Below are 25,797 nucleotides of genomic sequence, written 5' to 3'. Positions count from 1 at the left end.
GATTGTACGTGGACGAACAGAATTCAGAGACCAGAAACGGCGAGGGGCGGGATGTCGTGCTGTCGGCGCGCGGCGTGACGGTCGCTTTCGGGTCGAAGGTCGTTCTCGACAATCTGAACCTCGATATCTATCGCGGCGAAATCCTCGGCTTTGTCGGCGCGTCGGGAACGGGCAAGTCGGTGCTGATGCGGACCGTGCTTCGACTGCTGCCGCGGCGCTCGGGAAACATCAAGATTCTCGGCCAGGATTTCGACGAGCTCGACGAGCCGCAGCGCAATGCGCTCGACATGCGGCTCGGCGTGCTCTTCCAGCAGGGAGCGTTGTTTTCGTCGCTGACCGTGAAGGAGAACATCCAGGTGCCGATGCGCGAGTATCTGGACCTGCCGCAGTCGCTGATGAACGAACTGGCAAAATTGAAGATTCGACTGGTTGGGCTCGCGGCAGATGCTGCCGACAAATACCCGTCTGAGCTTTCGGGCGGCATGATCAAGCGCGCGGCGCTAGCGCGCGCCCTGGCGCTCGACCCCGAATTGGTCTTTCTCGACGAGCCCACGTCAGGGCTCGACCCGATCGGTGCTGCGGAGTTCGACGAGCTCATAGCGAGACTTAGGGACACGCTCGGGCTGACCGTCTACATGGTCACCCACGATCTCGACAGCCTCTTCTCGGTCTGTGATCGCATTGCTGTGCTCGGCAAGAAGCGGGTACTGGTCGAGGGAACGATCGACGACATGCTGGCCTACGACGATCCGTGGGTGCAGGCTTATTTCAAAGGCAAGCGGGCGCGTTCGATCGTGCCGCAGAATGGCCACGCCGGCGAGAACAGCCTGGCGCAAGATAGCCGCGGGAAGTGAGCGGATACGATGGAAACAAAAGCGAACTACACGATTGTCGGCTTCTTCACGGTGCTCGTTATCGCAGCGGCGTTCGGTTTCGTGTATTGGATGGCCGAATACGGGCGTGGCGGTCCGACGGCGGAGCTGATCGTCCGCATTCCGGGTTCCGCGAACGGTTTGAGCGTCGGCTCGCCCGTGCGGTTCAACGGCATTCAGGTCGGCTCGGTCAAGTCGCTGTCAATCGACGCCGACGATCCGAGTTTCTCGCTGGCGTTCACCGAGGTGCGCGTCGATGCGCCGATCTATCCCTCTACGAAAGCCATCCTTGAAATCCAGGGTCTGACGGGTGCTGCCTATATCGAGCTCTCCGGCGGCAAGATCGGTGAGAAGAACATCCTTCAGCAGTCGATTGACACAGGGAAGCGAGCGGTGATCGTCGCTGACCAGTCGAGCGTGACCAACCTTCTTGCGACGGCGGACAAAATCCTCGACCGCGCAAACGATGCCATCGGGCAGGTTCAGGGGTTTGTGAAGGACGCACGCGGACCACTGACGAAGACGTTGCAGAATGCAGAGACGTTCTCGGACGCGTTGGCAAAGAACTCCGGCAACATTGATTCATTCCTTCAAAGTGTCGGGCAACTGTCGGATACCGTTCGCAAGGTCTCGGGTCGTGTCGACTCGACGCTGGAGGCGGTCGAAGCGCTCGTGAAGGCCGTCGACGCGAAGAAGATAGATACTATTCTCAGCAATGCCGAGAAGGTCAGTCGCGACGTTGCCGATGCGTCGGGCGACTTCAAGGGAGCGATTCAGACGTTCCGGGAAACGGCAACGACCTACAACGATCTCGGCAAGAAGGCGCAGGCGACGCTCGATCGGGTGGATACTCTGGTAGCGCAGATCGATCCGGCGAAGGTCAAGGGCTCCGTCGACGACATATCGCAGGCGACCAAGGATGCGCGCACCGCTGTCGCTTCGATCAAGGATGTCGCGAACACTGTTGCCGCGCGACAGAAGGACATCGACCAGACAATCCAGAACGTCTCGCAAATGGCGAACAAGCTCAACTCGGCGTCCACGCGCGTCGACGGCATTCTGATCAAGCTGGATGCGCTGCTCGGGACAGACAACACGCAATCGCTCTTTGCGCAGGCGCGTGACACGCTCACCTCCTTCAAGAAGGTTGCCGACAACCTCAATTCTCGGATCGGTCCGATCGCCGACAATCTGCAGAAATTTTCCAGCGGTGGACTGCGCGATATGCAGTCGCTCATCAACGACACGCGCGCCACCGTGCAAAGCCTTGGTAATACCATCAGTGACTTCGACCGCAATCCGCAGCGGCTGATCTTCGGCGGAGATACTGTAAAGCAATATGACGGCCGGACGCGGCGTTAAGAGGGACATTAGGGGAGCGCATATGGCCGTATCGGATCTGGTGCAGCGTCGTTCGTGGCTATCGACAACCGCGATCGCGTTGCCGCTGTTGGCAGGCCTTGCCGGCTGCGGAACCTCTGCGAAGAACGATACCTTCGATCTGTCCGGGTCGGTGACTGGCAGTGGACCAGCGGCGAAAGGCCGGCAAATCCTGGTGCAGCAACCGACTGCCCTGAAGGCGATCGACAGCGAGCAGATCGTTGTTCGGGTGGCTCCTTCGCAAATACAGTATTTGTCGAAGGCACAGTGGGGCGACAAGCTGCCACGCATTGTTCAGGCAAAGCTGGTCGAGGCCTATGAGAACTCCGGCAAGGTCGGTGGCGTCGGCGTACCAGGCCAAGGGCTGGCTATCGACTACCAACTCGTGACGGATATCCGTTCCTTTGAGATCGACACGAGCGGCGGCAGCCGCGCTGTGGTCGAGATCTCGGCCAAGATCCTGAACGATCGCAACGGTACCGTACGAACGCAAAAGGTGTTCAGACAAGTCGTGCCTGCCAGCGGTTCCAACGATGGCCTGGTAAAAGGCCTCGATCGCGCGTTCTCGGCCGTAGCCGGCGAGATCGTCGCGTGGACGCTGCAGTCGATCTAGTCCTTGAAAGTGGAATGGGCGGAAGTGCCGCACGCTTTACCTGGCCGTCGACGCGACAAGTAGGTGGACCAGGTGCAGCTCTCTTGAAGAACAAGCGTCGTAGGGTCAAGCCGGTCACTTTGCCGGATAACGCCCCCGAGATGCAAAAATGGCCGCCTTTGGGCGGCCATTTCTTTTGGTTTAGGTAGGTCTTACTTCAACCGCCCAGCGGCATGGGCGAGCATGGTGTAGACCTTGCCGGTATCCGAGGTCAGATAGGACTGCGTGATCGTCTTGTCGCGGTCGCCGCGCGACACATCGGCGAGCAGCTTCTCGAAGTCAGCGATATAGCGATCGACGGCGGTGCGGAACTCCGGTTCACGATCGTACTTGCGCTTGATCTCGTCGAAGGTCTGCTGGCCCTTGAGCGTATAAAGACGGCGGGTGAATACATCACGTTCGCCGCGCTGATAGCGACGCCACAGATCGACCGATGCGTCGTGATCGATTGCGCGGGCGATATCCACGGATAGCGAGTTCAGTGACTCGACGACGTGACGCGGGTTGCGGCTGTCGGACGTGCGGGCCGGCGCCGGAGCGGGTGTCTCTGCGCGCGGTGCCGGTTGCCGTGCTGGAGCCTCATCGGCTGCCTCTTCACGCGAGGCTCCGCGCAGGAGGTCGCTGATCCAGCCGCCGGTTGCCGGGGAGGCCGGTGCCGGAGCGGCCACGGGTGCCCGCTGCGGTGTTGCGGTGGCAGGCGCCGAGGGTGCCAGCGAGCCGCGGAGACCGAAGTTCTCGATCGGCGAGGGAGTCACGGCAGGAGCCGGAGCCGGGACAGCCGGAGCAGCCGGTTGAGGTGCCTGCTGGGCAACAACGGCCTGAGCGGGACGTGGTGCGGGCTGAGGTTGCGGCTGCGCGATGGCACGCGGCGCAGGTTCGGAAATCTCCAGTTGCTGCGTCGAGCGACCAACGATGTGGGAGATATCCTGCAGCGCCTTGATCTGCTCTGCCACGGCACGGCGCATTGCGGCCGCGCTCTCCTTGGCTTCCTCGGGAAGGTCGAATGCACCGCGCTTCAACTCGCTGCGGGTCATATCGAGTTCCTTGCGGATATCGCCGGCCGAGCGACGGATTTCCTCAGTTGCGCCGGAGAAGCGGGCGACCGCCTCGTCAACTGCTTCGCGGAGCGATTCGCGCATCTGCTGGGCCGCGCCGTCGGACTGGCGGCCGGCTTCGCCAAGCATACGCTCGACTTCCGAGAGGGATGCTGTCAGGCCGCCGCGCAGGCGGTTGGAAAGCTCTCCGGAGCGGCGCTCGGCGTTGCCGAATGCACCGTCGATTGTTGCGTTGGCTTCCTCTCCGGCCTTTTCCAGCGCTGCACGCATGGTCGCGGCTGCTTCCTCCGCACGCTTTTCGGTTTCAGAGAGAACGCGGCCGATATCGGAGAACGAGGACTGCACGCTTTCACGGAGCGTCCCACTGACCTGATTGGAGCGCTGCTCGGCGCGGTCGAAGGCGGATTCGACCATGCCACCCAGAGAGCGCATCGTCTTTTCGATTTCCTCCGAGCGTTGGACGAGACCAACAGAAAGGTTCTGCAGCGCGGTTTCGCGATCCTCGAGTGTAGAGACGAGGTTCGATTGAGCCGCCGCAAGCAGCCCTGATGCCTGGCTGAGCACCTTGGAATGCTCGTCGAAGCGACCGATGATGCCACCGACCTGGGCTAGCGTCTGGCCGGAAATATCGGAGAGGCGATCGACCTTGCCTTCGAGCAGGCGCGTCGATGCAGACACCATCTCAGCGGCCTTCGATGCCGACTCGGTGAAGCGCGAAGTCGTGTCGCCGAGGCGGCCATCGACCGCAGCCAGATTTTCGGTCGCGCGGCTCATCATCTGGCCCATGGCGGAACTGTTGTCCGACAGGCGCTCGATCAGCTGGTTGACGTTTGTAAGCAGGCTGCTCTCCATCGCATCGACGGCCGAAGACGCACTCTCGGTGCGTGCGGCAATCGCGTTGATCAAGGCTTCGTTTTCGCTGCGAAGGCGCTCGGTGCTCCGTTCGGTTGCCGCAGTGATACGAGCGGCGGCGTCCTTGCCAGCCTCAGCATAGCGGTCGATCAGTGGGCGTGCGGTTTCGTCGAGGATGCGCGACAGCTCCGTGGAGCGGCCGGCAAGCATCGAGTTGAGTTCGCGCGTGCGGTCGTCCAGCGTCGTGCGGATGGCGCTGCCGCGTGCCTCGAGCGCCTTTTCGACGTCCGTCAACGTCGAGTCGATTTCGCGTGTGCGATCTTCCAGGCTTGAGCGGATCGCATTCCCGCGCGCTTCCAGGGCGCGTTCCACTTCCGCCATGGTCGAGGCGATTCCCTCGCTTGCGTCGGAAATCGTCGTACGGATGCCGGCGCCATGGTTTTCGAAGGTCGCTTGTGCGTCGCCGAGAGCGCGGGAAATGGCACCAACCTGGCCACTGACCAAGGTCTCGGCTTCCGCGACTTTCTTGATGATTGCGTTGCCAGCTTCCGAGAAGGTTTGAGCGACGGCGGCTGCCTGGCCGGCGAGGCGGTTCTGGGCTTCTGAGACGCGGCCGACGATCTGTTCGGAGCGTTCTTCGATTGCGCGGCTGAACTCGTTGCTTTTGCCTTCAAGGCTTTCGGCAAACTGCTGCCCCGTGCGGCCGAGGTTTTCGGCGGCGCGGGCGGCTTCGTCATCCATTCCCTGTGTCGTTTCAGCGACCGCGCTACGCAGCGACGCAGCGAGGCCGGCGGCCTTGCCTTCAATTGTGCGGTTAACTGCGTCCAGACCGACCGTCAGGGCTCGGTCCATTGTCGACAGGCGTTCTTCGATGCGGGCACTGCCACGTTCCATTGCCTCGCCGATGCTTGCCGCGCGGCTGTCGATGCCAGAGGTCAGGTTGGCCGTGCGGCTGTCGATTTCCGTCGTGAGGTTCGCGGTGCGGCCATCGATCGTTTCGGCAAACTTTGCGGCGCTGTCGTTGAGCGCCGATGCGATTCTGTCGGTTGCCTCCTCGCCAAGCGTTCCGAGGCGCGAGATGCCGTCGGACAATGTGTCGGACAGGCGACCGCCAGCAGCATCGACCTGCTCGGCGACGCCGCCGACGCCGTCACGAATGCGATTCTCGAGAGCGGCAAGGCCGGCTTCGACACGAGAGCCCGTTTCCGCAAAGCGGCCGGTCATGCCCTCGATGGACTGGTCGAGCTGCGAAGAGAAGGTTTCCGCCGACCGCGAGATCTCGCCAGCGGACTCTTGGAACCGACCGGCAATGTGGCCCGTGCTGTCGCGCAGCCGATCTTCGAGCGCCCGGGCGCTGTTGTCGATCGTCTGGCGAAGCGAGACCTCATGGTCTTCCAGCGACATTTCCAGCATGCCGACACTGGTCGCGATCGATGCGCCAATCGTCGTCGCCTGATCGGAGAGCGTGTCACTGATGCGGCTGTGCGCATCGCTGAGCGCCAGATTGATCGCCTGCTCGCGATCAGCGAGCGTCGAGCGAATGCGTTCATGGGCCGATTCCAAGCCCCCTTCGATGCGCGTCGCGGCATTGCCCGTCAGAGCCTCGAAGCGATCGTGGGCGGCGGCAAGGCCTCCTTCGATCCGGGATGCGGCGCTGCCGTGCAGTGTCTCCAGTCGCTGATGCGCATCGCTCAAGCTGTATTCGATGCGGCTGGCGGCGCTGCCGGTGAGTTGCTCGATGCGGTCTCCGCCGGTCGAAAGCGTGCCGGCCAGCGTCGCTGCGTGATCGCTCAGCGAACGCTCGAGACGTTCCTGGCTCTCAGTGTAAGCGCTCCGAATTGCATCGGACTTGTCGACGAGGGCGCCGGCAACGCGAGATTCTGCGCCAGCCACCGTGTCGAGCAACGCATTGGTGCGCGCTTCCAGCGCGTCGTCAAAGCGGCTCTGGCTTTCACTGAAGGAGATCGCGAGCGCCATGGCCTTCTCGTCGAGCGTATCGGAAAGACGGTCCTGAACCGTGGCAATCGAATTGGCTATGGTATCGACGCGCCGCCCAAGCGCGTCCTCGATGCGGCTGTGACCCTCGTTCAGTGATACGGCGAGCGCCATGACGCGATCGTCGAGCGCCTCGGTGATCCGGTCATGACCGCCGGTGAGTGAATTGCTGATCGTGTCGGCATGATGACCGAGCGTGTCTTCGAGACGGGTCTGGCTCTCGTTCAGGGAAATGGCGAGCGCCATTGCCCTATCGTCGAGAGCTTCCGTGAGCTTCTCGTGGCCGCCGGCAATCTGGTTCGCGATCGTTTCGACATGGTGACCGAGCGTGTCGGCAAGGCGGGATTGTCCCTCGTTGAGGGAGATGGCGAGCGCCATCGCCTTGTCATCCAGAACGTCGCTGAGCTTCTCGTGGCTGCCGTTGAGCTGGTTTGCGACCTTCTCGACATGGTGGCTGAGGGTGTCGGCGAGGCGGGACTGCCCCTCGTTCAAGGAGATGGCGAGCGACATCGCCTTGTCATCAAGGACTTCGCTGAGTTTGTCGTGGCCGCCTGCGAGCTGGTTTGCGACGGTCTCAATATGGTGACCGAGCGTATCGGCGAGACGGGCTTGGCCCTCATTGAGCGAAATGGCGAGCGTCATCGCCTTCTCATCAAGAGTGTCGGCGAACCGTTCGTGGCCGCTGGCCATCGAAGCAACGATCGAGTCGGCGCGCTTGGCGATCGTATCCTCGAAGCGGTTCTGGCTTTCGTCCAGCGAGATCGCCAGTGTCATCGCCTTGTCGTCGAGCGTTTCGGCAAGGCGCTCATGGCTGCCCGCGACGGCGTTGATGATTGCTTCGGAGCGGCTCGCAAGGGTGCTCTCGAACCGTTCCTGGCTGTCGGCGAGGGCTGTCGTCAGCGCGCCACCGCGATTAGCCATCACGCCGTCGATCCGTTCGTGCGCCGAGTCGAGCGCCTGCGTGATATCAGCGGCGCGCCTCGAGATCATCGTGTTCAGCTCGTCGGCACGGCCAAAGGCCGAAGTGATCTGCTCGGTTCCGGCCGACACCGCGGAACTCAGGTCGGAGGTCGTGGACAGCAGCGTGTCGCGGAACTCCGTCGCCCGCGCCGAGAGGTTGTTGTGAAGTTCCGACGTGCCGGATGCCAGCGCCAGCGAGATTTCGGAGGTTGCGTGGCTTAGCGCGGACGTCATACCCGTCGTATGGGTATGGATCGCTTCGGTAACCTCGGAAACCTTGCCTGCCAGCGAGCTTTCCATGACTTCCTGGCTGGTCGCGAGAGCGGTTGCCAATGCGAAGGACTGGTCGGTCAGCGACGCGCCAAGCCGGTCGATGCTCGAGCTCAGAATGCCGTTCAGGGACTCCGAGCCACCGGTCATCGTCTCGTTGATGCGGTTCAGGCTCTCCATGAGCTTTGTATCGAGCGAGCCGGCCCGCTTGTCGAAGGCGTTGGCGAATTCAGCAACGCGTTCATCGAACGAGGTCGACAGCTGCGCGACCGTCGCCTGCAGCCTCTCGTCGAAGAAGCCGGAGCGCAGGTCGAGATCCATGATAGTGTCGTCGACACTGGATTGCAGGCTTTGGCGGAAGCTCGAACCCTTCTCGTCGAGAGCACTGTTGAGCTTGGAGAGGACGTCATCAAGCGTGGTGCTGATCGTGCGTTCGCCGCCCGTCAGGCTCTCGTTGATCTCGCGGGTGCGGGCAATCAGGATCTCGTTCAGCTGACGGGCACGGTCGTTCAACGCCGCGTTCAGCTTTTCGGCGTTGCTGTCCATCGTGGACGCACGCGTTTCGAACTGCCGAAGAATCTGATCTCCGTGTTCGCTCAGGCTCGACGTGAGCGAATCCAGCCGTGTGTCGAATTCATTGGTGAGCGCGAATCCAGACGAAGTGAGTGTTTGCAGCAGAGAATCCGTCTTAGCCGCCAACAACGTGCCGAGCGACTGGATCGCCGACTCGGATTTTTCCGTGATCGCGGCAGCGCGCGTGTCGATCATCGACGCGAAGGCTTCGCCAGAGGTTGCGAGGCGTACCGCGATTTCCTCCGTCGCAAGCGACAGGTCTTCCTTGAGCTGATCGTGGACGCCTGAGATCGACGTGCGGATGCGCTCGGCGTGGTTGACGATCGCTTCGCGCTCCGATCCCAGCTCGTGCACGAGGCCGCGCACGCGCAATTCGTTGTCGGCGTAGCTGCGCTCGAGCGCGTTGACCTCGGAGTGGACGAGGGTTTCCAGTTCGGACGCACGGGCAATGGTGCGCTCGATGCCCTCGTTCATTGCCGAGACTTCGCGGCGAACCGCCTGGCCGACCGTCATGATGCGTTCGGAGGCAACGGTCTCAGGCTCCGAGAGACGGAGCGCAACTTCGGCCATGGAGCGTGCGGCGTTGCGCATGTCCTGGGCGCGGGCCATCATGACCGCGAAGGCATAGAACAGCAGCACCGGCACGATAATACCGATAAAGCCGGCGATGACGCCAGGCAGGGCCAAAAGGTCGGCGATCGAGCGGATCTGCCAGATTTGCGGCGAATAGAGCAGGGCCATCAGGCCAAGTCCGGCGACGATCCACAGAAGCGACACGAGGGTTGCATTGCGCATGGCCGATCGGCTGGAGCCGTTCTCCAGGGACTTCAGGAGTGAAGCCGGCGATATGCGGTTGGCGTCGTTGGCGGCGAAGGATGGAGCGCGCGACGGCTGTTCGGGCTGGCGAGGCGTGTTAGCAGCGCGGGCGCGCTTGGCGTCTGTCTGGTTCTGCTGATTGCGGGCACTTGGTGTTTCGGACAATTTGGCCTCCGGGGCGTCGGTCTTGCCGTTGCGAGACAGCGTATCGTCTTCTCCGAAGTCGATCTGGAGCGCTTCGTCCAATGCCTTGAACGCCTTGTCCTCGATCGACTCGTTGTACTTGTTGTTCGCCATTTACGTTACGCCTCGTTACATCCCAGCCGGTTCAACAACGCGTCCGGGCTTCCCGCCGAGCCCGAACAAAACCTTAGCCTCTGAGCCCGCCCGTCCACGCTGCCGAGGACGGATAAGCATATCATTTCAGAGTGGATAGCTGCTTTTTCATACAGACGGTATCAAAACATTACCATTATCCACTTGGCGAGCAAAGGCAGGGACCGGAGAGCTCGCCCAGTAGTATCGTAGTGACACATCCGAGACTGCTAGACAATTAACGCAACCAGTCAAATCCCCTGATATTAAGGTCTTGTTAACACCATTTAACAAACGTGCGCACTTAAAAACCAAAGGGTTAACGACGTTTAGTCGATGTTAACCATATCCCGAGAAATCCGCCCTGAATGTGCCGGAATTTAACGCGATGCCCACATGGTGCCCGCACGATCATCTAACAGCGGGGCTAGACGACCGGAGAATTGGCACATGGCAGCAGTCAGTATTGCGTTTGCGGCACCCGACAATTGCAAGGGTCCGCGCCCATCGCAGGAGCGTCCCGTGGATCTGGTGCATTTGGCAAACCAGACAATGGGCGACAAGAGCCTGGAAATCGAAGTTCTGCAGATGTTTGCGCGGCAGGCGCGGGCTTGTCTGCACGAAATATCGTCCGGCGACTTCAAGGCGATTGAAGCTGCGGCTCACCGCCTGAAGGGCGCGGCCAGCGCGGTCGGCGCGTTCCGCGTTCATGCGGCTGCCGAGGCGCTCGAGGGCAATTGCGGCGACGCTGCCACGATGGCGGCGGTTGGCATTGCGGTGATCGAGGCCGAGAACTTTATCCTCAAGCTCTGCCGTTGAGCGACGCAAGTCTGCCACGGAAGCCGGCCCGCTGATCCATTTCGGAGCAGCGGGTCTTTTTGTGACCGTCGGCGTGACGCATTTTGACAAGCGCGTCGCTTCTCAATCTGTGATGAAGAGCATCTGGCGGTCAATGTTGACTGCCTCGACGATTTGTTGGAAGAAAAATCCAGACCCTCCCATTGACGACCACCGGAAATCACTATGCCCAAACTGACTATTGTCGCCTTCGACGGCACGCACTTCGATCTTGATGTCGACCAGGGATCGACGGTTATGGAAAATGCCGTGCGCAATTCGGTGCCCGGCATCGAGGCCGAATGTGGCGGCGCCTGCGCCTGTGCGACCTGTCACGTCTATGTCGACGACGAGTGGACGGAGCGCGTCGGTCCGCCCGAGGCGATGGAAGAAGACATGCTCGATTTCGCGTTTGACGTGCGTCCGACGTCACGCCTCTCCTGTCAGATCAGAATGAAGGCCGCCTTGGATGGGCTCATCGTCCACGTGCCCGAGCGGCAGGCCTGATCGCCACTCCGCACAAAAAAAGCCTCGCTGGCCGTTAGACGAGCGAGGCGAGGTAGGCGCATTACCTACGGACGAGGGAGGATCGTCCGCGGCTTCGCAACGCGCCAGGAGAACCCAGGAGCGAAAGTTCGGGCTTACGAACCTGAACTTTCGAATGTCTGAATATTAGCGCGTTGTAGTTGATTTAGCTAGACCGAGAAATAACCAGTAAATCACTGGGGCGACTACAGTTTCACACAAGTTTCGTTACGCGGCTAAACTTCTGTGATCGCCTTAGGCTTGAGAATCGGCTATCTTTCGCCGCCGGATATTTTCATCCGATTGTTCAGAAGTCTTAGCATCCGATTCTGAAAATTGACGGCTTCGATTCGGTCGAATCGGGCCTGCAGCCTGTCGTGTTCATCGATTCCGCGTGTCGAGACATCGGTGACGAGTTCCTGCATGCGTTCGCAAGTGGACTGTGGTGGAAGGGCGAGGATCTGCCTTTCCATGATGCGCGCCTGGTTTCGAGCAATCTCGGCATGCCGCTCCTCGTGCCGCCTGATGTCGCTCGACAGAGCGTCCCATATCATCGACAACTGCTTGCTCGCACCTCTGCGGTTGGTCCAGCGTGGCAGTATAATCTGTGTGTGGACCGTGACCTTGGCGCTGCCTACCCGGCATCGCCCTCCCGCCTGGACATAGGTGGCGTCGCCGCCAAAGCGAATCTTGGTGGCTCCTGGGTGACGAGCCGACGAACCGCTCGCGGTCGGTCCGTTGCTGCTCAGTTGCTGATCCAGTTGGTCGGCGGTTTTGCCCTTGATGGTGAAATATGAGTAGCTTCGCGTCGCGATGACAGCAGCGTCAGCTGGACCACAGGCGGCTATGGCCATGGAAAACCCGAGGAGGAGCGGCATATAACGCGGTACGAAAAGCATTCTGCAGATACTCATGTTGAAGTTTGCCGGAGCTTGGGGCATAGCCACGACCAGCGCAATATCGCTGGCGCTTTTTTCGATCGATAGGATGAATGCCGTTGACACAGCTTAGGAGCAGCTTCTGGCGCGTCGGGCATGGTCGTGAGGTCGAACTGGGCGCGCGTTCCGTGCTCATGGCGATCGTCAATGTGACACCGGATTCCTTTTCCGACGGCGGGCGATATATGAGCGTCGAAGGGGCTGTCGCACATGCGTTCGAAGCTGCGAACCAGGGAGCTCACATCATCGATATCGGCGGGGAGTCGACACGCCCGGGCGCTGCCGCCGTTACTCCTTCTGAAGAGCAGGCGCGGGTGCTGCCGGTCATCGAGGCGCTGCGTGGTCAGACTGACGCGCTGATTTCGATCGATACGTATCGCGCCGAGACCGCGCGACTTGCCGTCGGCGCGGGCGCGCACATCATCAACGACGTATTCGGACTTCAGAAGCAGCCGGAAATCGGGAATATTGCTGCCGATACCGGTGCGGGGCTGTGCCTGATGCACACCGGTCGCGACCGGGAGAAGCTTCCGGACGTGATCGCCGACCAGTTTGCTTTCCTGGAGCGCTCGCTCGAAATCGCTTCCGCAGCTGGGGTCCTTAAGGATCACGTGGTGCTGGATCCCGGCTTCGGCTTTGCGAAGGACACGCAGGAAAACATCGAGCTGATGGCCCGTTTCAGCGAACTGCACCGCTTGGGATTTCCGCTGCTTGCCGGAACCTCGCGCAAACGGTTTGTCGGCGCCGTTACGGGCAGGGAAGCCGCCGATCGAGACGTTGGGACGGCGGCGACGAGCGCGCTGCTGCGTCTGGCGGGAGCCAGCATTTTTCGCGTACACGATGTCGCAATCAACAGGGACGCTCTGGCCATCGCCGATGCTATGCTTGCGGCGCGCTGTAGCTTCGAGCAGGGAACCTTGGCATGAGCACCACCTACACCATCACGCTTCAGAACTGTGCCTTCTTTGCCCGGCATGGCGTTCACGACGAAGAGGAGTTTCTCGGTCAGCGTTTCTTCGTGGATGCCGAACTCGACGTTGTCGCCGGCGATGCACTGGAGAGCGATTCGATCAACGATACCGTGAATTACGGCATTGCTTTCACGGTGATCGAGGAGATTGTCACCGGCAAGCGTCGGTATCTGATCGAGGCGCTTGCGCTTGATATCGCCAAGGGGCTGTGTTCGACATTTCCGCAGATCAGGCGTGCAAAAATCACGGTCCGCAAGCCTAACGCACCGGTGCCGGGCGTTCTTGATTTCGTCCAGGTGAGCGTCGAACACTTTGCCTGAGGCTACTTTCAATACCGCGACGCTCGGACTTGGTGGCAATCTCGGCGATCCCGTCCACGCCATGGCCCTCGCGCTGAGGGCACTTGACCAGAGGCGCGATTGTCGCGTTGTCGCCGTCTCGCGGCTTTATCGCACCCCGCCGTGGGGAAAGACCGACCAGTCTTATTTTTTCAATGCCTGTGCTGCGGTCAAGACGACGCTTGGTCCCGAGGCGCTTCTCGATGTCTGCCTTGATATCGAGCGGGACATGAAGCGCGAGCGCATCGAGCGCTGGGGGCCGCGGACGCTGGACATTGATATTCTGACCTACGGCGATGTGGCGCAATCGGCACCGCGGCTGGAGCTTCCGCATCCGCGCATGACAGATCGCGGCTTCGTGCTGATGCCGCTCGCTGACTTCGCGCCGGATCTGCTTGTCAACGGAGCGAGCGTTCGCCAATGGCTGGTGAAGGCAGATGTGCATGGGATTGATGTGGCTGACCAGAACAGCGACTGGTGGCAGACTGCCTGAAACAGAAAAAGCGGCGGAAAATCCGCCGCTTCCGCTGGACTTATGCTGAAGACCTATTCGACGGAGCCGACGGTGATTTCGTCGACCTGACGCGTCAACGTCAGGCCGATCACCGGGATCATCTGACTTTCGACTTTGACCGATACGGTAATGTTCATTGTCTTGTCGTCGCGGACGCGGGCGATCATCGCGCCGTTGAGCTTGGAGCGGTTGAGGCCAACAACCACAGTATCCGGCGTCACCGCACCCGAGACGACGTCTAGCCCCTTGCCCTCGGCGCCATCAAGGAACTTGCCCTTGTAGGAATTGCCGGACTGGGTGATGAGCGCGGTCATGGGTTGCTTGAAGACACCGACCCTGCAGCTCCCGTCGAGCTTGATCCCCGTGCCACCGGCGCTTACCGGTTCGCCAATGAGGTTGCAGGTGAATTTCGTGCCCTTGTACTTGCCAGCGACGATCTCGCCGGGACCTCGCCAGGTGCCGGCGATTGACTCGAAGAAGGCCTTATCCCGTGTTGCCGCCGTTGCGGACGGAGCCATGTCGGCGACCGGTGACAGCGCCACGGCAGCGAGCCCGAAAAGAAGAAGAAACTTGCGCGAATACATGGATTTTCCCTAGCGACACCATCGCTTAACTGGTCCCAAGTTTTGCCGCAGAATGGTTAACGGTTGGTTTCTTGTGGGCCGAAAAGCGCTGAGTTTCAGGGCGTCCCGCAGTTGCTGATCGTCCTGATCAGGGCGCCCGTTGAATTCGTAGCAAGTATTTTCCCATGCCGTTCAACGCCTGGCAAGACTTTGAAAACTGTCAATTCTCAAGAATTCTTGTCACGTGACGTCATGGACGGCGTTAGGTCACCGATGAAGTCGCCGATTCCCGGACGCTTCAGTGCGTGGAATGAAAGCGGACGGCAGAGATCCATGGCCGCGATCCCGATGCGGGCAGTCATAAGCCCGTTGATGACGCCTTCGCCGAGGCGCGCGGACAGTTTCGATGCCAGTCCGTGCCCAAGCACCTGCTGCACCAGACTATCGCCGACGGCGATCGAGCCGGTCACGGCAAGATGCGCCAGCACGTCCCGCATCAGTCGGATCATGCCTAGGGTCCCTGGCCGTCCGCCGTAGAGTTCCGCCATGGCTCGGACCAGACGAGCGGCCTCATAAAGCACGTACAGCAGGTCGACGATCGCGCGCGGGCTGACGGCTGTGACGATGGAGACGCGCTTCGATGCATTGACGATCAACGCGCGTGCCTGCCGATCAAGCGGCGCCAGAAGCTCCCGTTCGGCGAGGCCGATCAGATGCGGTGCGTCGATAATATCGCCCTCCGCCGCTTTCAGTGTCGCTCTGCCTTTCGCCGTCTCAGGTTTGCTGGAAAGCAGGGTCTCGAGGCGCTTGACCAGTGCGCGTGCCTTCGCCGGCTTCGGCTCTGCAATGGCGGCCTCGGCCTCCGTCTTAATTTCCTGCACGGCAGCCAGCCGCATCATTCCGGCTGTTTCACGGACGACAATGGCGACTACCGCCATGATGCCGATCGCGAGTGCGGCAAGCGCGGCATAGCCCAGCCAGTCGGCGCGGCTGAAGAGATTGCGGATCAGGCTGTCAGTCCATAGGCCGAAAGCGAGCGAGAAAAGGATGCCGAATGCGGCAGCCGCAATTTTCCCAAACGACGCGCCACGCTTGCGCGGGATTGCGACCGGAATTGGCGCGACATCCCTTTCGGGACTAAGGAATGGGTCATCCTCGTCGGCGGTCAGCACGACATCGTCGGTGAAGCTGCCGGGCCGCCGCGGGCGGTGTTTGGTCTCGATCATTGGTCGAGCCGGTGTATCCTCTTCATAAGAAAAGGCGGCCGGCGCGCGAGGTGTTGGGTGTTCGGACGGTGGCTTGATCATGCGAGGCGATCTCCGAACAGAAATTGCATGGCACGGTCCAGGCGGATATGCGGAACCGAAAGCTTTATGCCGCCACCCGTTTCCTCAAGGTGGGGCGGACGGAAACGGACGACGCTCACATCGGGCAGGGAAACATCGCTGTCTCCCGATTCGATCCGCTCGAACAGGCTCTCGGGATCCGCCGGCAGGTCGCCGGGAAAGATCGCCGTCTTCTTTTGACCGTCAAAGCGCTCTCCGCCGATGGTTTCGCCTTCGATCGGTGTCCCAACGATGACCGGGAGGTCATGGCCATCGCGTTGAACAGTGGCTTCGCGGGTGGCGCGGACCGATGCGAGCGCCATGACATCAATGCCGGCGCCGGCCATGCCAATCCGGTGCACCGCGCGATCAACCAGGCGGCGGGTGAGGGCGTCGAGCCGGTCATGGCTTTCGTGGTGCAGATGGTCCGCCTTCGTCGCCGCAACGAGGACGCGGTCGATCCGGCGGCCGAGCAATGAGGACAACCAGGAATTCGTGCCTGGGCGGAAGCAAGCCAGAACGTCCGTGAGGGCTCGTTCGAGGTCCTGTACCGCCTCCGGGCCACGGTTGATGGCCTGCAAGGCATCGACGAGCACGATCTGCCTATCGAGGCGAGCGAAGTGCTCGCGAAAAAAGGGCTTCACGACGACGGACTTATAGGCCTCATAGCGTCGCTCCATCATTGCCCAAAGGGACCCCTTTTGGGGCTTAGCTTCCGGCGGAAGTGCCAGTGGTGCAAAGGTTAGGGCCGGCGAGCCATCGAGATCTCCCGGCAGCAGGAAGCGGCCCGGCGGAAGCGTCGAGAGCGAGCGTTCGTCGGCTTTGCAGGCCTTGAGATAATCAGAAAAAGCGGTGGCGAGATCGCGCGCGCGCATCTCGTCCGCCGGAGCAGTGACGTCGGTGGCGTGAGTGAGCGCCAACCAAGCCTGCGAAAGCTCTGCGCGAATGCCGGCTCCCGCCAAGCTGATCGTCTCTTCGCTGAATGTCCGGTAGTCCTTTGCGAGCAGCGGCAGGTCGAGGAGCCATTCGCCGGGATAGTCGACGATATCGATCGATAGTCTGCCTGGCGAGAACAGCCGGTTCCAGCCGCTCGCGCTCTGATAGTCCAACGTGATGCGCAGTTCGGAGATCGCCCGCGTCGAGTCCGGCCATACGCGATCCTTGACGAGGGAGCGAATGTGGTCCTCGTACTGGAAGCGCGGCACTGCATCGTCCGGTTGCTGCTCAAGCCGCACCGCCGAAACACGACCGGACTGGACGGGTTCGAAGAGTGGCAGACGACCGCCGTGCAGAAGGTTGTGGACCAGAGATGAGATGAAGACCGTCTTGCCGGAGCGCGACAAGCCGGTCACGCCGAGGCGCACGGTGGGATTGATCAGGCCCGACGCCCGGTCAGCAAGATTGTCCAGGGCAATGCGCGCGTCGTCGGAAAAGGAGGTCAGGCTGGGCGGCAAGGCGGAATTCCGGTGGATCGTGACAAGCCATATAGGGACCGCAGGTCGACGCGAAAAGACGTTCCGCGAAAAGACCTTAGTCGATCACAAAATCAACGAGGCGCCAGCCTGGCAACCCGCGGTCATAGTCCAGAACAGCAAGGCCGGCCGTCGGAAAGCCAGTCGGCAGCGCTCGACAGAGCTCCTCGTGGCCAATCAACGCTTCGAGCGTCTGTTCCATCGTTGGGTTATGGCCGACAAGCATTACTGAATTGATGGCTTCTTGTGCGTCGATGATCTCAAGGTAGACCTCCGGCGAGGCATTGTAGAGGGCGTCGACAAACCGGAGGTCAAGCGTGGAGCCCATGGCCCGATGCACGGCATCAGCAGTGTCCCGGCAACGCGCAGCTGTGGAGCTCAGAAGCAGATCCGGCCTGTAGCCCTTGTCGGCAGCCTTATCGGCGACGATCTCAGCATCCGCATAGCCCTTGTCGTTCAGGGGGCGGTCGAAATCACGTTGTCCAGGTGCGGCCCAAGCAGCTTCGGCGTGCCGTAGCAGATAAATCCGGGAGGGCGGAGGCGTGATTGCAGCCATAGGAAAATCCACGTCGAAGGGACTTTTTCAGTAGCGGGTGAGCGGCCCACGCGTCAACCGTGCCAGCAGGAGTCGCCGCTAAATCCGAGGTAGGAAAGTATGGGGTTACCGGGAGCGAAACACGTGCCCGGGGGAATAGTGGTGAGAAAATAGTCTGTTAGCGTAAAAATATGACAGATTTAAAAAACTGTTTACCTAGCGTATTTGGCTTGAATCAACCGCAGTGCTCGCGATATACACCCGCCAGATGAGATGTTCTTCAGGAGAATCGCGTTGAGTGAGAAGATCGATCTTAGCAACTACGTACCCTCGGAAGAGGAAGAGTTCATGAACGGTAATCAGCGGGCTTATTTCAGAGCCAAGCTGGTCGCCTGGAAGAATGATATCCTCAGAGAGGCGCGCGAAACCCTCGACCACCTGGCAGAGGAAAGCGCAAACCATCCAGACCTTGCTGACAGGGCATCGTCTGAAACCGACCGGGCCATCGAACTTCGAGCCCGCGACCGCCAGAGAAAGCTGATTTCCAAGATCGACGCAGCACTGCAACGTATCGAAGACGGCACCTACGGCTATTGCGAGGAAACAGGCGAACCAATCGGCCTCAAGCGGCTTGACGCTCGGCCGATTGCAACGCTCTCGATCGAAGCCCAGGAACGGCACGAGCGCCGGGAAAAGGTCTACCGGGACGAATAATCCCGAAATGCCGACAAGAAAAAGGGCACCACGGTTTCCGCGGTGCCCTTTTTTATTTGTCCGTCGATCGATTATTTGTCGCGATTGACGCTCATTTCACCGAAGATGCGTGCGACTTCGTTTTGGAGAGCAGCATCAGCACCGGTAATCGGGGCCATTTCAGGATCGCGGCGAGGTTGGTTGCCGGGTGCTGGACTGGGCCGCGGTGCAGGTGCCTGCGGTGCCGGTACGATGCGCTCAGCGGCAAGCGTGCTGGTCATTTCCTCCTCGAGAATGCGCTGAAAGTCGCTCGGCTGTACTGCTGGCGCCAGTGTTCCCACTTCAACGAACGCCGACGAGGGCTGCACGGGCGCAGGAGCGCTTCGGACGGGCGATGGGGTGATCTGGGGCTCGATGCGCTGTTGCGGCAGCACACGCTGGCGGGCGGAATCAAGGATATCAGCGGCGGCTGAGGCTTCGATCGGGGCAGGTGTTGGTCGTGGCTCGGGGCGTGGTTCGAACGAGGGTGCCTGACGTGGTTCGAACGACGGTGCTGGACGTGGGGCGCGCTCACGTTCGGCAGCAACTGGCGGCGGCGAGGGGGGCGTTGGAGCGGCAACCGGTTCAGGCTGCGCCTCGATCGGCGCGCGCTCGCCGAGAGAAGGGTCGGTCGGCGTGTGACGAAGGACCGGCGGTGCAGTCTCGACTTCGGCAGGCGCAATGCGAGCGGGCGCTAGCGGCTCAGGCACCATCTCGATCTGCGGAGGCGCCAGCTGCGCCGGGGTCGGAACGGCGGCAGATTGATTCGCTATCTCGATCGCTGCTGGCTTGTCTATAACTTCGCCAATGCGGCTCTCGATCACGATATCGGTCGGACCGCCGATCATGATCAGATGCTCGATATCGTCACGACGAACGAGGACGAGGCGCCTGCGCGCATCGACGGCGGCGGCATCAAGAACCTGCAGCCGTGGTTGGCGATTGCGACCGCCACGGACGAAAGGCGAAGGCGCGCGGCTACGGACGATCCAGAGTACGACAATCAGCAGCAATAGAGCCAAGCCGACGCCGCCAGCGGCAAGAAGGAAGCGGCTTCCGTAAGCTCCCATGAGATCATCGAACATCTTGGTTTACTCCCTTCGCGGTTTTGCACCACATCGCGACATTACTACTTCGTAGACACGTCGCGACGGCCTTGTCCAGTCATCCCGACCCGAAGTGGAATTCGAACATGTTTTCTTAACAACGCATTTTAATGGCGAAATTGGCGCTCTTCGCTGTGAATTCAATCAGTCTTCATGGAGACCAGTGTTTTGGCGGAGACCGCAAATTGGTAAGAAGAAAAAGGTGCCTGATTCCTGCTTTGTCTCCTGTTACGACCGAAGCCCGGCAGGCCATGCGAGGGAATAGATGACGAAACCGCGTCAGGCCGACGAGTTTAACGAACCGCTCTTGGACCGCGGGGGCCGCACGGGCACGGCCTTGCGGATCATTCTGCTCGCGCTTGTCTTGATTGGCGCAGCCGCCGGGTTCGTTGTCTTTAAACGCTCACTAGACAACGAGATGGTGCTCGGTGTTCTCGGCGTACTGGCCATGGTGGGGATTTTCTTCCTCGTGTCGTCGGTGATCGGTTTCATCGAGGTCATGCCGCAGCGGCAGTCGGACAGCCTGGCGCGTGCCTTTTTGAACAGCCACCCCGACGGATCTCTGATCACCGATGAGAAGGGTCGCATCGTCTATGCAAACGCGGCCTATGGTCAATTGACCGGCGCGCGCAAGTCGACGGAGGTTCAGACGCTCGAAGCGCTGCTGTCGCGACATCGGGAATCGAACGAGGCGCTCTATCGCCTGTCCAACGGATTGCGTGAGGGCCGGGAGGGCAGCGAGGAATTCCGCCTTTTGCGGTCGCTCGGCCCTGCAACAAGCGGCGCGGGAGCGCATTGGTACCGTCTGAAGGCGCGGACACTCCAGAGCGAGGAGATAGGACGCAAACCGCTTCATATCTGGCAGATCAGTGACATCACATCAGAACGCGACGATCAGGAGCGGTTCTTCAAGGAATTGCAGAATGCCATCGACTATCTCGACCATGCGCCGGCTGGGTTCTTTTCGGCGGGGCGCAAGGGCGAGATTTTCTACCTCAACGCGACGCTTGCCGAGTGGCTCGGCATCGATCTCACGAAATTCGTGCCCGGTTCGGTCACGATTGGCGACTTTGTCGCGGGCGAGGGGCTTGCGCTGATCCAGTCGGTGCAGGCGGATCCCGGCCTGAAGAAGACGGTGACGCTCGATCTCGACCTAAAGAAGATGAACGGGCAGAGCCTGCCTGCACAGATCGTTCACAGCGTCACGTCGACGCGTGACGGCGCGCCCGGAGAAAGCCGGACGATTGTGCTGACCCGCCAGAAGAGCGGAGAAAGCGACCAATCCGCCTCGGCCGCGGCGATGCGGTTTACGCGTTTCTTCAACAACACACCGATGGCGATCGCCTCGGTGGATGGCGAAGGCCGCATCCTGCGCACCAACGCGCCCTTCCTGAAGCTGTTTTCCGGAATCGTCTCCCGCAATGACGTTGAGAACGGTGCCTTGCTTGAGGTCATTGTGCAGGACAGCGACAAGGCAAGGCTGCAAGACGCGCTTGCGGCGGCCAAGGACCGGCAGGGCGATATCCCGCCGATCGATTCGCGCACGCCGACGGATGAAGCCCGCCACTTCCGCTTCTACGTCAATGCGGTAATCGACCAGAGCGACGAGGCGCCGGAGGAGGCCGCGATCGTCTATGCCGTCGAGGTGACAGAGCAGAAGGCGCTCGAGGCGCAGATGGCCCAGACGCAGAAGATGAATGCGGTTGGCACGCTGGCAGGTGGGATCGCGCACGACTTCAACAACGTTCTGACGGCGATCCTGCTGTCCTCCGACCATCTACTGCTGCAGGCGCGGCCTGCCGATCCAGGCTTTGCGGACCTGATGGAAATCAAACGCAACGCTAATCGTGCCGCCGTGCTTGTGCGGCAACTGCTGGCGTTCTCACGCAAGCAGACGATGCGACCGACCGTGCTCAATCTGACCGATGTGGTGGGCGACCTCAGGATGCTTGTCGATCGCCTGCTGTCCGGTACGAATGTGAAGCTCGACGTTGAGTATGGTCGTGATCTCTGGCCCGTGAAGACGGACCTTTCGCAATTCGAGCAAGTGCTGATCAACCTCTGCGTCAACGCGCGCGACGCCATGCCGCAAGGCGGCAAGCTGACGCTTCGCACGAAGAACGTGACGGCGGAAGAGGTGGCCGCGTTCAACTATTCCTACATGCCACACGAGGACATGGTCCTTGTCGAGGTCTCGGACAACGGGACGGGCATCGCGCCTGAGATCATGGACAAGATTTTCGAGCCCTTCTTCACGACCAAGGAAGTGGGCAAGGGAACGGGGCTTGGCCTCGCTATGGTTTATGGCATCGTCAAGCAATCGGGCGGATTCATCCAGCCCGAGTCCGAAGTTGGCAAGGGGACGACGTTCCGGGTGTTCCTGCCGCGCCATATTGTCGAGCCGGCGGTTGCCGCGGAGGCGGACGCCGTCACGCCAGCGGCTGGTACACCGATCGAAGCCGTGCCGGCAGCTGTGGAGCAACCTGAGGATCTGACCGGGTCAGCCGTCATTTTGTTGGTCGAGGATGAGGAAGCGGTACGTCGGGGTGGCAAGCGCATGCTCGAGACCCGCGGCTATACGGTTTACGAGGCGGGATCCGGCGTCGAGGCGCTGGATATCATGGACGAACTCGAAGGCAAGGTTGACATCGTCGTTTCGGATGTCGTGATGCCGGAGATGGATGGTCCATCGCTGCTGCGCGAACTGCGCAAGAATTATCCGGACCTGAAGTTCATTTTCGTTTCGGGCTATGCCGAGGATGCGTTCGCGCGCAACCTGCCGCCGGATTCGAAGTTCGGCTTTCTGCCGAAGCCGTTCTCCCTCAAGCAGCTTGCCGTCGTCGTCAAGGAAACGCTTGACAGCTAAGGGGCGCCTTGGCGCCCCTCCTTCAAACAATCAGCCGGCTAGCGCGACGGCAATTTCTGCCGCCAGTCGCGCATTGTTCTCCACTAGCGCGATGTTGGTCTTCAGGCTCTGGCCGTCGGTCAGGTCAAAGATCGTGCTGAGCAGGTAAGGCGTCACTTCCTTGCCGCTGATTTCCTCGCGCTCGGCACTGTCGAGCGCGCGCTCGATGTAGATTTCCATTTCCTCCCGCGGGATCTCGTCTGCCTCCGGCACCGGGTTGGCAATCAGCATGCCGCCGTCAATTCCGAGCTGCTCGCGCACCGCCTGGAAATTGGCGATGGCTGCCGGGCTGTTGAGCGTCAGCGGGCTGCGCAATCCAGAAGCACGCGACCAGAAGGCTGGAAATTCCTCGCTTTCATAGGTGACGACAGGCACGCCAGCGGTTTCGAGCACTTCCAGAGTTTTCGGAATGTCGAGGATTGCCTTGGCGCCGGCGCAAACGACGATGACGCCGGTGCGGCCGAGTTCTTCGAGGTCAGCGGAGATATCGAAGCTTTCCTCCGCCCCGCGGTGGACGCCACCAATGCCACCCGTGGCGAAGACTTTGATGCCGGCACGCTCGGCGGCGATCATTGTAGCTGCCACGGTTGTCGCACCGTGACGGCGCTCGGCGATCGCGAAGGCGAGGTCGGCGCGCGAGACCTTCATGACATCCTTGGCCTGAGCCAACTGCTCCAGCTGTTCGGCCTCAAGGCCGATATGGAGGGTCCCATGAATCACAGCGATGGTAGCGGGAACCGCACCCTGCTCACGAATGAGCGCCTCGACGCTGCGAGCCATCTCGATGTTGCCGGGGTAAGGCATGCCGTGGGTGATGATCGTCGACTCGAGCGCCACGATCGGCGCGCCGCGCTGTTTTGCGCTTGCGACTTCCTTGGAATAGGCGATCGGCAGGAGGGGGGAGATCGGTTTTGTCATTGTCTCTTCCATTTCGTCGGTATTGGCTTCAATGCAAAATTCTCGCTGGCGGAACAAGGGCAAGCGTCTCCCTCACCAAATCCGGAGAAAGATTTTCATTGACCGCGTGTGGGGACTGCACAGTCAGGGCTGCCGCGGCCGCACCCTCGCGCACTGCCTCGGCCAAGGGCATTCCGCGCATAAGCCCTGATATGACGCCGGCTGCAAGCGAGTCGCCGGCGCCGGTGACATCGGCTACGCCCTCGAGATCTACCGGCTGCAGGGCAACAACGCGGCGATCTGCAAACGCAATCAGCTCGCGTTGGCCGCGCGTGACGACACCGCCGCGCAGGCCGATGTCGCCTAACAGTGACGGCCAATGTGCCGGGTCGTTCGGCCGCTCTCCCGTAAGCGCGGCAGCCTCGGCTTCATTGAGGAATAGATAGTCGATTCCGTGGATGCATGGTTTCAGCTTGATCGCCTTCGCAGGCGAGATCGCGATCGCGCCAACCGGCTTGCTAAGAGCCTTGGCGCGCTCGACGATCGATGCCAGCGTTTCTGCCGGCAGATTGGCGTCGAAGAGGATAAAATCAGTCGCGGCAAAGGTCTCGCGCACCGCACGGATCGAAAGCCGGCGCGGCACGAACATGCGATAGAGATCCATGTCGGCAAGCGCAATCACTAGATTCCCGTCGTTCTCGATGATTGCCGTATAGCTCGGCGTCTTTCGGTCGAGAAAGACAAAGGGCCGGTCGTGAACACCCGCGAAGTCGGCTGCCTCGCTCACCATATCGCCGATCGGATCGCCGCCACGGGGCGAAATCATCGTCACCTCGAACCCCAGTCTGGCCAGGTTGCGCGCCGCATTGAAGCCGCCGCCGCCTGGCTCCTCGAACCATGAGCCAGGATTGCTGGCACCGGCCACGGTATCCCCGGAAATGCGTCCGCGCCTGTCGATGTGAGCTCCGCCAAGGACAAGTATCTTCTGTTTCATCTCATCGTCCCGCAGTGCCGGAAGACGCGAATCGTCCCGCTGCCGCTACCCGGTTGTCCGCCAGCGCCCTATTTCTAAGCTGTTGCTTTTCATAGCTAAAACAAATGCAGAACACAGGCCATTTTACCTTTTTCTTTCAATTATTTGAAGGCAGCTTGCGCAATGAGAACAAATGCGGTACAAAATCCGCATTGGCGGCGACATTGCTTGAGCGGCTTCAATAACCTAAAGGTGGATCGAATGTCACAGAATACATTGCGGCTTGTAGAGGACAAATCGGTGGACAAAAGCAAGGCACTTGAAGCGGCACTCTCACAGATCGAGCGGTCGTTCGGCAAGGGCTCTATCATGAAGCTCGGCTCGAACGAGAATGTCGTCGAGATCGAAACGGTTTCGACGGGTTCTCTCGGGTTGGATATCGCGCTCGGCATCGGCGGCCTTCCGAAGGGCCGTATCATTGAAATTTATGGACCGGAGAGCTCGGGTAAGACGACGCTGGCGCTGCAGACGATTGCGGAATCGCAGAAGAAGGGCGGCATCTGCGCCTTTGTTGATGCAGAGCACGCTCTTGATCCGGTCTACGCCCGCAAGCTCGGCGTAGATCTGCAGAACCTCCTTATTTCGCAGCCGGATACGGGCGAACAGGCGCTCGAGATCACGGACACGCTGGTCCGTTCCGGTGCCGTCGACGTTCTCGTTGTCGACTCTGTCGCCGCGCTGACGCCGCGGGCCGAAATCGAAGGCGAGATGGGCGACAACCTGCCGGGTCTCCAGGCTCGTCTGATGAGCCAGGCGTTGCGCAAGCTGACGGCTTCGATCTCGAAGTCGAACACCATGGTTATCTTTATCAACCAGATCCGCATGAAGATCGGCGTCATGTTCGGCTCGCCGGAAACGACGACTGGCGGTAACGCGCTGAAGTTCTATGCGTCCGTTCGCCTCGACATCCGCCGCATTGGCGCGGTCAAGGAGCGCGAAGAGGTGATTGGCAACCAGACCCGCGTCAAGGTCGTCAAGAACAAGATGGCGCCTCCCTTCAAGCAGGTCGAATTCGACATCATGTATGGTGAGGGTGTGTCGAAGACTGGCGAGCTCGTAGACCTCGGCGTCAAGGCGGGTATCGTCGAGAAGTCGGGCGCCTGGTTCTCCTACAATAGCCAGCGTCTCGGCCAGGGTCGCGAAAATGCGAAGCTTTTCCTACGCGACAATCCGGATCTCCTGCGCGAGATCGAGACCGCGCTTCGTCAGAATGCCGGTTTGATTGCCGACCGCTTCCTGCAGAATGGCGGGCCTGATGCAAACGACGGTGACGAGGCCGCAGACGGCTAATTCCGTCTGACGGTTGCCAAGAGTTCAAAACCGGCCGCATTCCTTGATGAGAATGCGGCCGGTTTTGTTTGTCTGC

Annotated in this window: 20 protein-coding genes; 11 read left to right on the top strand and 9 right to left on the bottom strand. The window is 60.8% G+C overall.

Translation table 11 applies throughout. The features are described 5' to 3' along the window. The first annotated feature begins 8 nt into the window (after positions 1-8). The 3 genes from RGCCGE502_RS10665 to RGCCGE502_RS10655 are packed head-to-tail and all read left to right on the top strand — an operon-like array spanning position 9 to position 2,865. A complete protein-coding gene (locus RGCCGE502_RS10665; RefSeq protein WP_016554172.1) occupies positions 9-854 on the top strand; it encodes an ABC transporter ATP-binding protein in 846 nt (281 codons plus the stop codon). A 9-nt stretch (positions 855-863) separates the two neighbouring features. Then, positions 864-2,234 carry an MlaD family protein gene (locus RGCCGE502_RS10660; RefSeq protein WP_016554171.1) on the top strand — a complete coding sequence of 457 codons (1,371 nt, stop codon included), beginning with the start codon at positions 864-866 and terminating at the stop codon, positions 2,232-2,234. Between the two features lie 22 nt (positions 2,235-2,256). After that, entirely contained in the window at positions 2,257-2,865 is a 609-nt protein-coding gene (locus tag RGCCGE502_RS10655; protein WP_016554170.1) for an ABC-type transport auxiliary lipoprotein family protein, read from the top strand. A gap of 191 nt (positions 2,866-3,056) precedes the next feature. Here RGCCGE502_RS10655 and RGCCGE502_RS10650 read toward each other — a convergent pair whose 3' ends face one another. Next, entirely contained in the window at positions 3,057-9,722 is a 6,666-nt protein-coding gene (locus RGCCGE502_RS10650; RefSeq protein ID WP_016554169.1) for an apolipoprotein A-IV repeat region-like domain-containing protein, read from the bottom strand. A 468-nt stretch (positions 9,723-10,190) separates the two neighbouring features. On the opposite strand from RGCCGE502_RS10650, the gene RGCCGE502_RS10645 reads away from it, so the two are divergent. After that, complete coding sequence (locus tag RGCCGE502_RS10645) at positions 10,191-10,559, top strand: Hpt domain-containing protein (protein WP_016554168.1); 369 nt, start codon at positions 10,191-10,193, stop codon at positions 10,557-10,559. Between the two features lie 204 nt (positions 10,560-10,763). Continuing rightward, entirely contained in the window at positions 10,764-11,084 is a 321-nt protein-coding gene (locus RGCCGE502_RS10640) for a 2Fe-2S iron-sulfur cluster-binding protein (protein ID WP_016554167.1), read from the top strand. A gap of 290 nt (positions 11,085-11,374) precedes the next feature. On the opposite strand, the gene RGCCGE502_RS10635 is transcribed toward RGCCGE502_RS10640, so the two are convergent. Then, positions 11,375-12,001, bottom strand: coding sequence for a DUF922 domain-containing Zn-dependent protease (locus RGCCGE502_RS10635; protein ID WP_016554166.1), 627 nt, complete (start codon positions 11,999-12,001; stop codon positions 11,375-11,377). 98 nt (positions 12,002-12,099) lie between these two features. Here RGCCGE502_RS10635 and folP point away from each other — a divergent pair, with 98 nt between their 5' ends. Genes folP through folK form a run of 3 tightly spaced genes read left to right on the top strand, consistent with a single transcriptional unit; the run spans position 12,100 to position 13,842 of the window. Continuing rightward, entirely contained in the window at positions 12,100-12,966 is an 867-nt protein-coding gene (folP, locus tag RGCCGE502_RS10630) for a dihydropteroate synthase (RefSeq protein WP_040674422.1), read from the top strand. Next, positions 12,963-13,331 carry a dihydroneopterin aldolase gene (gene folB, locus RGCCGE502_RS10625; protein ID WP_016554164.1) on the top strand — a complete coding sequence of 123 codons (369 nt, stop codon included), beginning with the start codon at positions 12,963-12,965 and terminating at the stop codon, positions 13,329-13,331. The genes folP and folB overlap by 4 nt, the downstream gene beginning before the upstream one ends. Beyond that, entirely contained in the window at positions 13,324-13,842 is a 519-nt protein-coding gene (gene folK, locus RGCCGE502_RS10620; protein WP_016554163.1) for a 2-amino-4-hydroxy-6-hydroxymethyldihydropteridine diphosphokinase, read from the top strand. The genes folB and folK overlap by 8 nt, the downstream gene beginning before the upstream one ends. Positions 13,843-13,895: 53 nt before the next feature. Here folK and RGCCGE502_RS10615 read toward each other — a convergent pair whose 3' ends face one another. From RGCCGE502_RS10615 to RGCCGE502_RS10600, 4 genes are all read right to left on the bottom strand, one after another. Then, entirely contained in the window at positions 13,896-14,447 is a 552-nt protein-coding gene (locus RGCCGE502_RS10615; RefSeq protein ID WP_016554162.1) for a hypothetical protein, read from the bottom strand. A 206-nt stretch (positions 14,448-14,653) separates the two neighbouring features. Then, positions 14,654-15,733, bottom strand: coding sequence for a YcjF family protein (locus tag RGCCGE502_RS10610; protein ID WP_016554161.1), 1,080 nt, complete (start codon positions 15,731-15,733; stop codon positions 14,654-14,656). Beyond that, positions 15,730-17,205: a YcjX family GTP-binding protein gene (locus tag RGCCGE502_RS10605; protein ID WP_016554160.1), complete on the bottom strand. Its 1,476-nt coding sequence runs from the start codon at positions 17,203-17,205 to the stop codon at positions 15,730-15,732. Before RGCCGE502_RS10605 ends, RGCCGE502_RS10610 begins: the two co-directional genes overlap by 4 nt. A gap of 76 nt (positions 17,206-17,281) precedes the next feature. After that, positions 17,282-17,779 carry a SixA phosphatase family protein gene (locus RGCCGE502_RS10600; RefSeq protein WP_016554159.1) on the bottom strand — a complete coding sequence of 166 codons (498 nt, stop codon included), beginning with the start codon at positions 17,777-17,779 and terminating at the stop codon, positions 17,282-17,284. Positions 17,780-18,052: 273 nt separating this feature from the next. Between RGCCGE502_RS10600 and dksA the strand changes: the two genes are divergently transcribed. Next, positions 18,053-18,472 carry an RNA polymerase-binding protein DksA gene (gene dksA, locus RGCCGE502_RS10595; protein ID WP_007532954.1) on the top strand — a complete coding sequence of 140 codons (420 nt, stop codon included), beginning with the start codon at positions 18,053-18,055 and terminating at the stop codon, positions 18,470-18,472. 71 nt (positions 18,473-18,543) lie between these two features. On the opposite strand, the gene RGCCGE502_RS10590 is transcribed toward dksA, so the two are convergent. Then, on the bottom strand, positions 18,544-19,575 hold the full coding sequence (locus RGCCGE502_RS10590) for a flagellar biosynthetic protein FliO (protein WP_016554158.1): 1,032 nt from the start codon (positions 19,573-19,575) through the stop codon (positions 18,544-18,546). 286 nt (positions 19,576-19,861) lie between these two features. Here RGCCGE502_RS10590 and cckA point away from each other — a divergent pair, with 286 nt between their 5' ends. Then, the gene (cckA, locus tag RGCCGE502_RS10585) at positions 19,862-22,462 is read left to right on the top strand and encodes a cell cycle histidine kinase CckA (protein ID WP_016554157.1); all 2,601 of its coding nucleotides are present in this window, start codon (positions 19,862-19,864) and stop codon (positions 22,460-22,462) included. A 30-nt stretch (positions 22,463-22,492) separates the two neighbouring features. On the opposite strand, the gene RGCCGE502_RS10580 is transcribed toward cckA, so the two are convergent. Together RGCCGE502_RS10580 and RGCCGE502_RS10575 are read right to left on the bottom strand one after the other, a co-directional pair. Further along, a complete protein-coding gene (locus RGCCGE502_RS10580; protein WP_016554156.1) occupies positions 22,493-23,419 on the bottom strand; it encodes a pseudouridine-5'-phosphate glycosidase in 927 nt (308 codons plus the stop codon). 28 nt (positions 23,420-23,447) lie between these two features. After that, a complete protein-coding gene (locus tag RGCCGE502_RS10575) occupies positions 23,448-24,392 on the bottom strand; it encodes a carbohydrate kinase family protein (RefSeq protein WP_016554155.1) in 945 nt (314 codons plus the stop codon). Positions 24,393-24,632: 240 nt separating this feature from the next. Here RGCCGE502_RS10575 and recA point away from each other — a divergent pair, with 240 nt between their 5' ends. Beyond that, entirely contained in the window at positions 24,633-25,721 is a 1,089-nt protein-coding gene (gene recA / locus RGCCGE502_RS10570; protein WP_016554154.1) for a recombinase RecA, read from the top strand. Positions 25,722-25,797: the final 76 nt, after the last annotated feature.

It is taken from the genome of Rhizobium grahamii CCGE 502 (assembly GCF_000298315.2).
In the GTDB taxonomy this organism is placed as follows: domain Bacteria; phylum Pseudomonadota; class Alphaproteobacteria; order Rhizobiales; family Rhizobiaceae; genus Rhizobium; species Rhizobium grahamii.
This window is presented reverse-complemented; position numbering and strand designations above follow the sequence as displayed.

Excerpts from the sequence above, each read along its gene's own strand:
- RGCCGE502_RS10660 (WP_016554171.1), top strand. The coding sequence starts at position 864 with ATGGAAACAAAAGCGAACTACACGATTGTCGGCTTCTTCACGGTGCTC.
- RGCCGE502_RS10655 (WP_016554170.1), top strand. The coding sequence starts at position 2,257 with ATGGCCGTATCGGATCTGGTGCAGCGTCGTTCGTGGCTATCGACAACC.
- RGCCGE502_RS10650 (WP_016554169.1), bottom strand. The coding sequence starts at position 9,722 with ATGGCGAACAACAAGTACAACGAGTCGATCGAGGACAAGGCGTTCAAG.
- RGCCGE502_RS10645 (WP_016554168.1), top strand. The coding sequence starts at position 10,191 with ATGGCAGCAGTCAGTATTGCGTTTGCGGCACCCGACAATTGCAAGGGT.
- RGCCGE502_RS10640 (WP_016554167.1), top strand. The coding sequence starts at position 10,764 with ATGCCCAAACTGACTATTGTCGCCTTCGACGGCACGCACTTCGATCTT.
- RGCCGE502_RS10635 (WP_016554166.1), bottom strand. The coding sequence starts at position 12,001 with ATGCTTTTCGTACCGCGTTATATGCCGCTCCTCCTCGGGTTTTCCATG.
- folB (WP_016554164.1), top strand. The coding sequence starts at position 12,963 with ATGAGCACCACCTACACCATCACGCTTCAGAACTGTGCCTTCTTTGCC.
- RGCCGE502_RS10615 (WP_016554162.1), bottom strand. The coding sequence starts at position 14,447 with ATGTATTCGCGCAAGTTTCTTCTTCTTTTCGGGCTCGCTGCCGTGGCG.
- RGCCGE502_RS10610 (WP_016554161.1), bottom strand. The coding sequence starts at position 15,733 with ATGATCAAGCCACCGTCCGAACACCCAACACCTCGCGCGCCGGCCGCC.
- RGCCGE502_RS10600 (WP_016554159.1), bottom strand. The coding sequence starts at position 17,779 with ATGGCTGCAATCACGCCTCCGCCCTCCCGGATTTATCTGCTACGGCAC.
- RGCCGE502_RS10590 (WP_016554158.1), bottom strand. The coding sequence starts at position 19,575 with ATGTTCGATGATCTCATGGGAGCTTACGGAAGCCGCTTCCTTCTTGCC.
- cckA (WP_016554157.1), top strand. The coding sequence starts at position 19,862 with ATGACGAAACCGCGTCAGGCCGACGAGTTTAACGAACCGCTCTTGGAC.
- RGCCGE502_RS10580 (WP_016554156.1), bottom strand. The coding sequence starts at position 23,419 with ATGACAAAACCGATCTCCCCCCTCCTGCCGATCGCCTATTCCAAGGAA.
- RGCCGE502_RS10575 (WP_016554155.1), bottom strand. The coding sequence starts at position 24,392 with ATGAAACAGAAGATACTTGTCCTTGGCGGAGCTCACATCGACAGGCGC.
- recA (WP_016554154.1), top strand. The coding sequence starts at position 24,633 with ATGTCACAGAATACATTGCGGCTTGTAGAGGACAAATCGGTGGACAAA.